Genomic DNA, 12551 nt, shown 5'->3' on the forward strand with positions numbered 1-12551 from the left:
AGCCATTTAATGAATCAAGATCAAAACCAATCTGGTCCGCAAAAACCTGAAAAACAAGAAGATCAAGCGGTGCCATCAACAGAGGAATTAACCACAAATGATACTCAAGAGCAGGCACAGACTGAGAGCGAACAGATTGAGCCAGCATCAGTCAATACGAACACCGAGCAAAAGTCCAAAGCGATCAAGCTGATTGGGGGCCTTGCTCTTATTATTCTATTCATCGTGATTGCTTTTGGACTGTGGAAGGCCTATCAACCGAAAACGGTTGAAATCCAAGGTCGGGTTGAGGCAGAAACGATCCATGTCAGTACCAAAGTGCCAAGTCGAATTGATGAAATTTATGTCCATGACGGACAGAAGATCAGTAAAAACCAAGAACTCGTTCGACTGTATAGCCCTGAAGTCGATGCCAAAAAACAGCAAGCATTAGCCAGCTTACAAGCTGCTTTAGCACTCCAGTCCACCGCTGATCGTGGCTCTCAGGAAGAAAATATTGCGAGTTTATACGCCAACTGGCAAGCACTGAAAGCACAGCAAACTTTGGCACAAACCACCTATCAACGTGGTGCAAACTTGTACCAACAAGGTGTCATCTCACGCCAACGCCGCGATGAAATGCATGCTGCGGCGCAATCAGCTGCTCAAATGACAGAAGCCGCATATCAACAATATGCTCGGGCTGAACGTGGCAGCACTCCACAGCAAAAAAGTTCAGCAGATGCGCAAGTGCAAATTGCAAAAGCAGCTGTTGCTGAAGTCAATGCACTTGAAGCTGAAACCAAACTACTCTCACCTATTGACGGTACCGTGTCTAAAACCTATGGCAAACCCTCTGAATTGGTAGCGATGGGGGTACCGATTGTCAGTATTATTCAAGATCGCGAGCTTTGGGTATCACTGAATATTCGTGAAGACCAATACGCCAACATCTATCAGGCAAAACAAATTGAAGGCTTTATTCCAGCCTTAAATCTACATACCAACTTTAATATTAAGAATATTGATGCCGAAGGCGAATTTGCCACCATTAAAACCACACGCCAAACAGGAGGCTATGACATTCGTAGCTTTAAAGTTCATTTAACGCCTGCGCAAGCCATTCCAGACCTAAAAGTTGGCATGAGTGTGTTGTTTAAAGTCAAAGAGAGCAAATAATGCTAAGCGGGCTACTGCGGGAACTGAACTATTTACTGAAGCATAAGTGGGATCTATGTTTAGTCACGCTTGCCCCACTGTTTATTATCGTGCTGTTTTCCAGTATGTTTGCCCAAGGTAAACCTGAACATTTGCCTATTGCGATTATTGATCAGGACCAAAGCGAGCTAAGCCAAAACATACAGCGCTACTTGAGACTCAACCATACTTTAGATGTCGCCATCGTCAGTGATCAAAATACCGAAGTTGAAAAGCTGCTGAACCAAACCAAAGTTTGGGGTTACGTCAGTATTCCCAATGGCGCCGAACAACGTTTTGTTCAAGCTAAAGATGCTGAAATCAGCATCGCCTATAACCAAAGTTACTTTAGTGTGGGGAACACCATTTCATCAGCCATGTTACTCAGCACAGTTGAAGCCATGGCAGACTATGCTGGTGAAAGCTATTTAGAAAATACTATTCCTTATTTAGATGTACCTACACCACACGTTAAAATTTCGACCTTATACAACCCAAATTTGAGTTATGAGTTCTATTTAGAACCCTTTATGATTCCTGCAATTTTGCATTTACTACTCTGCTGCTGTGTCGCGTTTTCAGTCGGTCAAGAATTTAAGTTTCATACAGCGCAAAATTGGCTAAACAACCAATCTGCTTTTAAAGCCATCCTCTCTAAGAATCTGACCTATGTACTAATTTTTAGCTTATGGACATGGGCGTGGATGTTTTGGCTGATTGAGATTCGCGGTTGGTTTGTTGCAGGTCAACTTTGGTTGATCATGTTGGCACAGCTTTTATTTTATAGTGCCTATGCCTTGATCAGTAGCACCATTGTTTTAGCCACCAACAACTTATCCAAAACCTTTGGTTTAATTGCTGTGTACGGCGGCTCATCACTCAGTTTTGCAGGAGTGACTCTCCCCTTAAATAACGCACCACTGTTTACCAAATTTTGGGCCAATATTATCCCTTACACACCCTATGCAAAATTACAAACCGAACAATGGGTCATTGGTAGCCCAATCAGTTCATCGCTGTTGCCTTTACTCATACTTATCCTCTATGTGGTCTTTTACACTGTAACCTCTGTCCTGCTGCTCAAAAAACGAAGCAAAGGAGCAGTATCATGAAGTCATTTTTGCACTATTACCTCAAGACATTTAAAGACATTATCGCTAATCAGTCGATTTTAACCACGCTCATCCTCTCGGTAATTTTCTATAGTGTTTTCTATCCGACTGCCTACAAAGCACAGCAAGCAGAAGCTTTGCCCATTGTGATTGTGGATGAAGAACAAAGTATCGTGACCAATAACATCATTCAGCAAGTTTCGCTAAGTCCAAATGTTGAAGTGAAAGCTGTGACAGGCAATTTCCTCGATGCTGAAAATATGATTAAACAACAGCAAGCCGATGGTATTTTGCTCTTACCCGAAAATCTTTCCAATAGTCTTCGGCATGGCGAAGTCGGTGGGATTGGGCTCTATCTCAGCGCGGCAAACTTCTTAAAAACCAAGCAAATTGGACTAGGTCTCGCTACCTCAATTGAAAATGCTGTACGCGAGCACGTGGAAAAATTTGGCAATATTTCGCACTTTTCTCCAGCTATTTCCATTCATCAAACGCCGCTTTTTAACACCATGTCGGGTTATGGCAGTTATATTTTCCCCGCCATTGCTCCACTGATTATTCATCAAACCATCGTGCTCGGTTTAGGGATGTTATTGGCTGGATACCGCGAACAGAAATGGCGACCAACGACGACGGAATTTTTTGCGATTTTTTGCGCCATTCTGACCATTGGTATGCTCGGTTGTTTATATTTATTTGGCTTTATTTATTGGTTAAATGACTACCCACATGGGGGAAATTTTAGTGGCATGTTACTGGCCGTGCCGATTTTTATAGGCTGTATCGTGGCTTTAGGCATGTTGATTTCAACATTTTTCGATATGCCTGAGCGTGCAGGACATGTCATTGTATTTACCTCTATTCCGCTATTTCTACTTTCAGGAACAGCATGGCCACACGCCGCAATGCCCGCTTGGATGCAATACTTGGGCAATGTTTTGCCATCGACCCAAGGGATTCAAATGTTTATTCAACTGAACCAAATGGGTGTACCAACTACACTTATTCTGCCGAAACTACTGTATCTCTTTGTGTTTGGTATAGCGTGCGCAGCATTTGCTTATTGGCGTCTCAAGCATCGCTAAATTTTAGAACCTATTGATAGCAATCCTACCAATTTAATCCGTTGAAGCCCCATAAAGTTTGACATCAAAGCTGCGAATTTTTGTGCTTCCGCCGGCTTTGTCAAAACCAACATCGTATTGAACTAGGTTTTTATTGCTATAAGCATACTCATAGGTAACTGCATACAAACTTGGTTTTTCCGTCGATTTTTCAATGTGTTTCGATACAATTTTTTGAGTCGTTATGGCTTGTTTAGGAATCGATTTTGCAAATTTTCGCATGTCTTTTTCATGAGTTTTAAATTCACGCTGTAACTCTGGCTCAAAATAAGTATAGAGCTGCGGAAAATCGCCCTGAGTAAAGGCTTGATAAGCTTGCTGAGCTGCTTTCTCTTGAGCAGGACTCGGATTTGGGATCGAATCCAATGCCTGTTGTCCCAATTTATCACACGCTGTTAAAGCCAACGCACAACTCAAAACCAGTAATTTTGCTTTCATAAAATCTTATCCACCACTAGGTCATCGCCAATATGAAAAAGGACGCCGAAGCGCCCTTTTCTTTTTCATTCAGTTAGTCTTCGTTCGATGTATAGGTATCTGTTGTATTTTCAGATGCATCTACATTTACTTCGTCAACCACAGTTTCTTCAGTTGTTTCCATAGAAGCATCTAAAATATCGTCTTCGACTTCAACCGCTTCAACAGCAACGACACCGACCAAGATTTCTTCATTACCTAAACGAATCAGACGTACACCTTGTGCATTACGACCCGTTCTAGCAACTTCAGATGCACGAGTACGAACTAAAGTACCGCCATCAGAAATCAACATCAACTCTTTAGATTCATCAATGGCAACCGCACCGACCAACTCACCATTACGTTCAGATGTTTTGATGGCAATAACACCTTTACCACCACGTTTCTTGGTTGGGAAGTCGTCCACTGGCGTACGTTTACCATAACCATTTGCAGAAGCACACAGTACTTCGCCAGTTTCAGGCACAACAACTAATGAAACAATACGGCTCGCCACATTTAAATCAGAAGATTCTTCATCATCTGAATCTGTGTCAGTTTCAACATCATCTTCGGCCTGGGCTGCAGCTAAAGTGACACGCATACCACGCACCCCTTTTGCAGTACGTCCCATCACACGTGCATCAGTTTCAGAGAAGCGGATTGCTTTACCTTCATTTGAGAACAACATAATTTGCTGTTCGCCATCGGTGATTGCAACACCAATCAAGGTATCTTCTTCTTTCAGCTCAATTGCACGTAAACCATTTGAACGAACATTACTAAATTGCTCTAATTCAACACGCTTGACTGTACCAGACGCTGTTGCCATAAATACAAAGAAGTTCTTACGCATTTTCTCTGCAAGATCAGCAAATTCAACAACGGTTTCATTGTCCAAATCTGTTGTTGAAAGCTCAACACCCAACTCTTTCAATTGCTTACGTAATGCATCAGAGAGTTCATCAGCATCTTCAGCCAACTCATCGAATGAAGCTTTTAACGCTTCATAATGTGCGTCGATAATACTATTTTCACGTAATATCGCGACATTGCTACGCACAAAGTTTTTGAACTCAGCTAAGCGTTCTTTAAATTTCTTCGGCGCATCAATCACAGGAAGAATTGCTGTGATCGTCTCATCGGCATCCAGTGGCAATAAGTTCACCATTGGGCGACCCTTCGAACCACGCGATGCTTGAGGCACTTCAAACACTCTCAGGCGATAGACTTTACCAACATTGGTAAAGCACAACACTGTGGCATGGTTAGATGTCACAATCAGATGCTGGATGTAATCATCTTCTTTCATCGAGGTCGCAGATTTACCACGTCCACCACGACGCTGCGCAGCATAGTCTGAAAGCGGTTGAGTTTTCGCATAACCTGTTTTTGAAACAGTCAGTACCACTTGCTCTTCAGGAATTAAATCTTCACGCGAGAAGTCAATACGAGACTCAACAATTGCGGTACGACGAGCATCGCCGTATTGTTGCAAAATTAAAGCTAATTCTTCTTTAATCACTGCCATCAATAAATTGAAGTCATTTAAAATAGCTGTAAGTTCAGCAATTTGACCTAAAATTTCAGTATATTCAGCTTGTAACTTGTCTTGTTCAAGACCCGTTAAACGGTGCAAACGAAGTTCAAGAATCGCACCAACTTGCGCAGGCGATAAACGATATATCTGACCATCTAAACCAAACGGACGACTTGGATCTTCACCTTCAATTTCGTCTGGACGTACAGAAACAGAACCTGCTTTTTCAAGCAGTGCAATTACATTCCCAGCTGCCCACTCACCTGCTTGTAAACGCTCACGCGCCTCAGCTGGGTTTGCAGAAGTTTTAATGGTTTCAATGATCGCATCAATATTTGCTAATGCTACCGTCAAACCCTCTAAAATATGGCCACGTTCACGTGCTTTGCGCAATTCAAACATGGTACGACGCGTCACTACTTCTTGGCGGTGACGAATAAATGCCGCAACAATGTCTTTCAAGTTCATTAACTTTGGCTGGCCGTTGTCTAAGCACACCATGTTAATGCTGAAAGAGTTTTCCAACTGCGTGTTTTGGAATAAGTTATTTACCACAACTTCAGCGTTTTCACCACGCTTTAAGTCAATGGCAATACGCATCCCGTCTTTGTCAGATTCATCACGTAGCTCAGAAATACCTTCCAGTTTTTTCTCTTTCACCAACTCAGCGATACGCTCAATCGTTCTTGCTTTGTTGACTTGATATGGAATTTCTGTGAAAACGATCGTGGTACGACCTGTTTTTTGGTCTTCTTCAAAGTGGTATTTACCACGAATATGCAAACGACCTTTACCCGTACGGTAAGCATCAACAATGCCCGCTTTACCGTAAATAATGCCACCTGTAGGAAAGTCTGGACCCGAAATATATTCCATCAATCCTTCAATTGAAATATTTGGGTTTTCAGCATAGGCCAAACAAGCGTTCACTACTTCAGTCATGTTGTGCGGCGCCATATTGGTCGCCATACCCACAGCAATACCTGTAGTACCGTTAATCAGTAAGTTAGGAATACGCGTTGGCATCACTTGCGGAATACGTTCAGAGCCGTCGTAGTTGTCTTCCCAATCCACCGTATCTTTTTCAAGATCAGCAAGGATTTCATGAGTCAACTTACGCATACGAACTTCGGTATAACGCATCGCAGCTGCGCTATCGCCATCGACCGAACCAAAGTTCCCCTGACCATCAACCAATTGATAACGCAAGCTAAAGTCTTGAGCCATACGAACAATGGTTTCATAAACAGCAGAATCACCGTGTGGGTGATATTTACCGATCACATCACCAACCACGCGGGCAGACTTTTTATAAGCTTTGTTGTAGTCATTACCCAATTCGTGCATTGCATAAAGCACACGACGATGAACAGGTTTTAGACCATCTCGAACATCTGGCAAAGCACGAGAAACAATCACGCTCATTGCATAGTCAAGATACGAGTTCTTGAGTTCATCCTCAATCGCAATCGGTCTGATTTCCGATACGCTCATGCATACTCCTTATTCTACAAACGTAAAACCGCTTGCATTTATATGTCGTAAAACTTGCAAAATTATTAGTTCAAAATACTGAACTAAAAACTGAAATATAGCCGTAAATTATAGCATAAACACTCTGATTTTTGTGTCACGTCACCACAGTTAATCTCGTTAATTTTCTTTAATTTAGGGGTTATTTTTTACACATGTATAGGATGTACATTTACAGCTCCATCACATTCCCTATCAGCGTTGCATAAAATGCAAAAAAGCCCTCATTTTTGAGAGCTTTAAGCCATGTCTTGCCTATCTTTGGACTTACTGATCGATCCCTTGCTTATCGCGCTGCATAATATGAAATGCAACCATAAACAAACCCAGTATTAAAGGAAACTCATACAGCTCCTCCATAAGGTCTTTATATGCAATCTGATGTAAGAAAATTCCACCATAAATGCGACTGTGTTCAATGCCGTCAGAAATAATCAAACCCAACACCGTGAGCAGCATTGCCCAAGCAGGTATCGTAATGTTCTTCATTTTTGTCGCAATCTCATGGCGCAATGGTTTAACCAACAACATAAACACGACTGAACCAATCAAAACTACCGAGATGCCACGAAAATATACTTTTGGGACTTCAGGGAAATAGTCTCTACCCCAACTGGTGCTACGTCCAAACAAAAGTAACCACCACAACACAGCCCAGATCCAAAAATACTTTTTACCATCAGGAAGATGCATCGGTTGCATGTAAAAATAGCTAAATACAGCAAATATCAATAAAAGTAACGCTTGAATATTTTCCACGCCGCGTACAACAGCACCACCTAAAAGTGGAAACTGTAGATCAGCTAAAAATGGAAAAATTAAACACAGAACAGCAAGGATCAGAACAGACCAAGATACGCGAGTATCAATCAGCAAGATTACAACTCCCAACTTAACAAAAAAAGTTTTATGTAAGTTAAGCTTAAAAATGGATGGCAAATAGTATCATAAATCTGAATATTCAGATGCACACTCAACTTAAGAAATGCTTAAATTTTCATTATTATTTGCAGAATACAATGATTTAAAATAACAAAATAAATATCGAGTGATTTGATTTCTTATAATATTGAGAATGATTTACGCGCATAAAAAAACGCTCCTGCACATGGTAGTTAAGCATTGCTTAAACTGCTTGCACAAAAGCGTTTTTTTGAAACGTTGTCAGGAATTAGATTTTAGATACTAACTCTGGAACAACGGTATTCAAATCACCTACTAACCAGTAATCTGCTACTGCATTGATAGGTGCTTCTTCGTCTTTGTTGATCGCAACGATCACTTTAGAGTCTTTCATACCTGCCAAGTGCTGGATCGCACCAGAGATACCTACAGCGATATACAGATCAGGAGCAACAATTTTACCTGTTTGACCTACTTGCATGTCGTTTGGAACGAAGCCAGCGTCAACCGCAGCACGTGATGCACCTTGAGCAGCGCCCAATTTGTCAGCCAATGGATCAAGAACAGTATGGTAGTTCTCACCTGAACCCACACCACGACCACCTGAAACCACGATACGCGCAGCAGTTAATTCTGGGCGTTCAGATTTTACGATCTCTTCAGCAACAAACTTAGAGATACCCGCATTTTTTGCTTCGCTTACAGCTTCAACCGCAGCAGAACCACCTTCAGCAGCGACAGGGTCAAATGCTGTACCACGTACAGTACCAACAATGATTGCTTCATCAGACTGAACTGTTGCAATCGCGTTACCTGCATAGATTGGACGCTTGAACGTATTTGCAGATTCAACAGCAATGATGTCTGTAATCATGCTGACATCAAGAAGTGCAGCCACACGTGGAAGAATATTCTTACCCGTTGTAGTTGATGCAGCCAATACGTGTTTGAAACCACCTTTAGCAATATCTGCAACCAAAGCTGCAACGTTTTCAGCCAATTGGTTTGCGTAAACTGCGTTGTCAGCAAGTAATACTTTGCTTACACCCGCAACTTTTGCAGCAGCATCAGCAACAGCTTGAGCGCCAGAACCAGCAACTAATACAGTGATATCACCACCGATTTTTTGAGCTGCAGCAACAACGTTTAAAGTTGCACCATTTAGTGCTTTGTTGTCGTGCTCAGCGATAACTAAAATACTCATGATTTTATCCTTCTGTATTAGATCACTTTCGCTTCATTTTTTAGTTTTTCTACAAGTTCGTCTACAGACTTCACTTGTACGCCAGCTTTACGTTCAGCAGGCGCTTCAACTTTAACTGTTTTAAGTTTAGTTGTTGTAGAAACACCAAAATCAGCAGGAGACTTGGTATCCAGCGGTTTTTTACGCGCTTTCATGATGTTTGGAAGAGCAGCATAACGTGGCTCGTTCAAACGTAAGTCAGTGGTGATGATCGCTGGAAGTGCAAGTTCAACAGTTTGTAAACCACCGTCGATTTCACGAGTTACTTGTACTTTGTCGCCATCAACTTTAACTTCAGAAGCAAAAGTACCTTGACCTGCACCTAGAAGCGCACCAAGCATTTGGCCGACTTGGTTAGAGTCATCGTCAATTGCTTGCTTACCAAGAAGAATCAACTGAGGTTGTTCAGCGTCAACAACGCCTTTCAACACTTTCGCAATTTCTAAAGCACCCAGTTGGCTGTCATCAGCTTCAACTAAAATACCGCGGTCAGCACCAAGCGCCATTGCAGAACGGATTTGCTCTTGCGCTTCTTTAGGACCAATAGAAACAACGATGATTTCTGAAACAGTTCCTTTTTCTTTTAAGCGAACCGCTTCTTCCACTGCGATTTCACAGAATGGGTTAATTGACATTTTAACGTTGGTTAAGTCAACACCACTGTTGTCCGGCTTAACGCGAACTTTAACGTTGGCATCAACCACACGTTTTACAGCAACAAGAGCCTTCATGTAATCCTCGGCTGTTTTAGCAAATGTAAATGTTGAGAAAAGTTAGTTTAACTCTTCACTTAAATTTTTTTAGGTGCCCTATCTTGCAATGTGTACGGCATTTCGGTCAAGTCACAATTCACCAAAGAGCTGTAAAAATGCGTAAATTTAGCTGAACGACGCGTTCATACTTTTTTGTACGCACTATATTTGCACAAAATCGCACTCAGATTAAGTTATGATTTTTATTATATTTTTATTTGATTTACATTATTCAAAGATTTGATTTCTTTTCTCTAATATTCACCGCTATTTAGATTATTGACTGTCTGTTCACATCTTTATCGGGCTTCACAAATCTGTCATTTAAGATAGATCACACAGCCTTAGATTCAAATACTCATTATTCTAGACATACGATGACACAATATTGCTGCTTTATTAACCAATCTAAAAAACTTCCTCAAAAAAAAGCATGCCATTCTGACATGCTTCTCTGAGTTTAATTGGCAATCAGCCATGTCGCGGCCAATGCCAACAGCCCACCTGAAGTGCCATCAATCCATTTTTGCTTACGTTCATCTATTGGGGACTTCTGTGTCAGTTTTGCAAAAACCAGACTCAAACTACAATAGACCACAAAAATCATCGCGATAAAGAGTAAAGATAAAATCAAACCTTGACTGACAGCATTGGCAGATTTATCGATAAATTGCGGCAAGATCGCAAAATAGATAAGCATACCTTTGGGATTTAACAGTGCGGTAAAAAAGCCCTTTTTGATCGGGTTATTTTCCGTTTTTCGGTCTAGTTGCAATTTTTTAGTGCTAAAAACCGACTTTAATAAACCAAAGGCCAAATACAACAAATATGCAATACCCAGCCAGCGGATGGTTTCAAACAAAAGCGGGAAAGACACAATAATGGCAGCAATACCCAAAGCCACTAAAATTGAATGTAGTAAATAGCCTGTACATACACCGATAGTCGCCATCATGCCTGCTTTTGCATCTTTGCCCATAACTTGAGACAGAATAAATAACATATCTGGCCCAGGTGTAAAAATCAGCGGCAGCACGGTCAGTGCAAAGAGTACATATACAGACATTTCCTTTCCCCTTTCATCCATTAGAAAGTGAAAATTAGTATGTGCGAAATAATACAAAATTGGCTTTCAATTTATTCTATAATAAAACGTATTTTTCAAATTATATTCTAAGATATGAAACAATCACCAAAGTCTGTGCGCATAAAACTTGACCGTATTGATAAAAATATCATTCGCCACTTACAAGACAATGGCCGCATTCAAAATAATGACTTAGCACGAGAAATCGGTCTATCGCCGTCTTCGTGCCTAAGACGCGTCAAACTATTAGAAGAAGCAGGTGTTATTCAAAATTATACTACAGTGGTCGATCCACAAAAAATTGGCCTTCAACTGATTCTGTTCTCGCGCATTTGGCTGGTCGGTCAAGATGCCGAAACCATCGACACCTTTATTGAAGCCATGAAAGAGCTCCCTCAAGTCATGGAATGCTACATTATTTTAGGGGAATGCGATGCAATGCTGAAAGTTGTGGTCCCCGATTTAGAAAGCTATCGTGAGTTCCAATCCACGCATTTGACCAAAAAGAATGGCATTACCAGTGTCAAAACAGACTTGCCAAGTCAAATCATTAAACAAAGTTTCCAACTGCCGCTTGATGAAATCTAATGTCAGCGCATTTAAATTTTGCGATAGAAACGACGCGTTTACGTCTAAGAGCTTGGCACGCAGATGACTTTCCTGCATTTGCGCAGTTAAATGCCGATGCTCAAGTGATGCGTTATTTTCCTAGTCCACTCACGCAAACACAAAGCGATGCCCTTGCGCAAACGTTTCAGCAATTCATCAATCAAAATGGTTGGGGCTTTTGGGCAGTCGAACTGAAACATAGTCAGGAGTTCATTGGATTTACAGGCTTACATGCTCAACCTGAGCGCTTTGATTTTTCACCCTGTGTCGAAATTGGTTGGCGATTGGACTCGAAATTTTGGCATCAGGGTTATGCCACAGAAGCTGCACGGGCTTGCCTATATTTTGCTTTTTCGGTTTTAAACTTGGATGAGGTTGTTGCTTTTACCGCAGTTCAAAATAGGGCTTCTGAAGCGGTAATGAAACGTCTCGGCATGCAACATCGTGGCTATTTTAATCATCCTAAACTCGACCAAAATAGCCCACTGCTTCGACATACACTCTATGCTATTAAGCCAACTGACTTTCTAAAAAATCACGATGAATATGACTTAAATCAATCAATTCATATTGTCCAAGATTAAAAATTTTCCAGACTTCAAGAAAGTCGTCTTTTAAATCAATGCTATTTGAGGGCTGTGCAGTCGCTTGCCACTGTAAATCGGAAATCCATAAATAGTATTGCCCAGTCTCTGCATTAAAAGCCTGAACTTTACCTGCTGCATTGACGCCTTGAACAAATGCATTTTCAGGCAGTACAGGCTCAATATTGGCTAAACTAATTTCAACAAAGTGTTTGACCTGACGCAAACCATAGCCCTCAAAAATATCTTTTTGCGCGGAGCTGAGTTGATCATACTTTGCTTGTATATCTGAAATCATATACTGACCTATTTTCACATTTGTCATCTTCAATATAAGCTTAAATCTACAGTTTCATTAAACAGGAACATTAAGCCCATCCTCTTTTAAGTTTATACTCTATTTTTTGCCGATTTATTATTCTACAAAAG

The 12551-nt window shown here is 41.1% G+C and carries 12 protein-coding genes; 5 read left to right on the top strand and 7 right to left on the bottom strand.

All coding sequences use genetic code 11. The annotated features are described in order from the left end of the window. The first annotated feature begins 9 nt into the window (after positions 1 to 9). The 3 genes from AC4CVD_RS11945 to AC4CVD_RS11955 are packed head-to-tail and all read left to right on the top strand — an operon-like array spanning position 10 to position 3373. A complete protein-coding gene (locus tag AC4CVD_RS11945) occupies positions 10 to 1158 on the top strand; it encodes an HlyD family secretion protein (protein ID WP_490753192.1) in 1149 nt (382 codons plus the stop codon). Continuing rightward, positions 1158 to 2288: an ABC transporter permease gene (locus AC4CVD_RS11950; protein ID WP_490753193.1), complete on the top strand. Its 1131-nt coding sequence runs from the start codon at positions 1158 to 1160 to the stop codon at positions 2286 to 2288. Before AC4CVD_RS11945 ends, AC4CVD_RS11950 begins: the two co-directional genes overlap by 1 nt. Next, positions 2285 to 3373 (top strand): ABC transporter permease, encoded by a 1089-nt coding sequence (locus tag AC4CVD_RS11955; protein ID WP_490753194.1) that lies wholly within the window; start codon positions 2285 to 2287, stop codon positions 3371 to 3373. The genes AC4CVD_RS11950 and AC4CVD_RS11955 overlap by 4 nt, the downstream gene beginning before the upstream one ends. Positions 3374 to 3406: 33 nt before the next feature. Here AC4CVD_RS11955 and AC4CVD_RS11960 read toward each other — a convergent pair whose 3' ends face one another. The 6 genes from AC4CVD_RS11960 to AC4CVD_RS11985 form a co-directional block, all read right to left on the bottom strand. After that, on the bottom strand, positions 3407 to 3850 hold the full coding sequence (locus AC4CVD_RS11960; RefSeq protein WP_114837183.1) for a DUF3887 domain-containing protein: 444 nt from the start codon (positions 3848 to 3850) through the stop codon (positions 3407 to 3409). 73 nt (positions 3851 to 3923) lie between these two features. Next, entirely contained in the window at positions 3924 to 6905 is a 2982-nt protein-coding gene (gene gyrA, locus AC4CVD_RS11965) for a DNA gyrase subunit A (protein WP_490753195.1), read from the bottom strand. Positions 6906 to 7211: 306 nt separating this feature from the next. Then, complete coding sequence (locus AC4CVD_RS11970) at positions 7212 to 7820, bottom strand: hypothetical protein (protein ID WP_490753196.1); 609 nt, start codon at positions 7818 to 7820, stop codon at positions 7212 to 7214. A gap of 295 nt (positions 7821 to 8115) precedes the next feature. Beyond that, the gene (locus AC4CVD_RS11975; RefSeq protein ID WP_078426455.1) at positions 8116 to 9051 is read right to left on the bottom strand and encodes an FAD-binding protein; all 936 of its coding nucleotides are present in this window, start codon (positions 9049 to 9051) and stop codon (positions 8116 to 8118) included. Positions 9052 to 9068: 17 nt separating this feature from the next. Next, positions 9069 to 9821 (bottom strand): electron transfer flavoprotein subunit beta/FixA family protein, encoded by a 753-nt coding sequence (locus AC4CVD_RS11980; protein WP_005400499.1) that lies wholly within the window; start codon positions 9819 to 9821, stop codon positions 9069 to 9071. A gap of 481 nt (positions 9822 to 10302) precedes the next feature. After that, a complete protein-coding gene (locus AC4CVD_RS11985; protein WP_419381256.1) occupies positions 10303 to 10908 on the bottom strand; it encodes a LysE family translocator in 606 nt (201 codons plus the stop codon). A 114-nt stretch (positions 10909 to 11022) separates the two neighbouring features. Here AC4CVD_RS11985 and AC4CVD_RS11990 point away from each other — a divergent pair, with 114 nt between their 5' ends. After that, positions 11023 to 11517: an Lrp/AsnC family transcriptional regulator gene (locus AC4CVD_RS11990; RefSeq protein ID WP_004695793.1), complete on the top strand. Its 495-nt coding sequence runs from the start codon at positions 11023 to 11025 to the stop codon at positions 11515 to 11517. Next, a complete protein-coding gene (locus AC4CVD_RS11995) occupies positions 11517 to 12122 on the top strand; it encodes a GNAT family N-acetyltransferase (RefSeq protein WP_419381257.1) in 606 nt (201 codons plus the stop codon). The genes AC4CVD_RS11990 and AC4CVD_RS11995 overlap by 1 nt, the downstream gene beginning before the upstream one ends. On the opposite strand, the gene AC4CVD_RS12000 is transcribed toward AC4CVD_RS11995, so the two are convergent. Continuing rightward, a complete protein-coding gene (locus AC4CVD_RS12000) occupies positions 12049 to 12447 on the bottom strand; it encodes a hypothetical protein (protein WP_490753197.1) in 399 nt (132 codons plus the stop codon). The genes AC4CVD_RS11995 and AC4CVD_RS12000 overlap by 74 nt on opposite strands. Positions 12448 to 12551 lie beyond the last annotated feature (104 nt).

It is taken from the genome of Acinetobacter sp. LipI_23 (assembly GCF_058243045.1).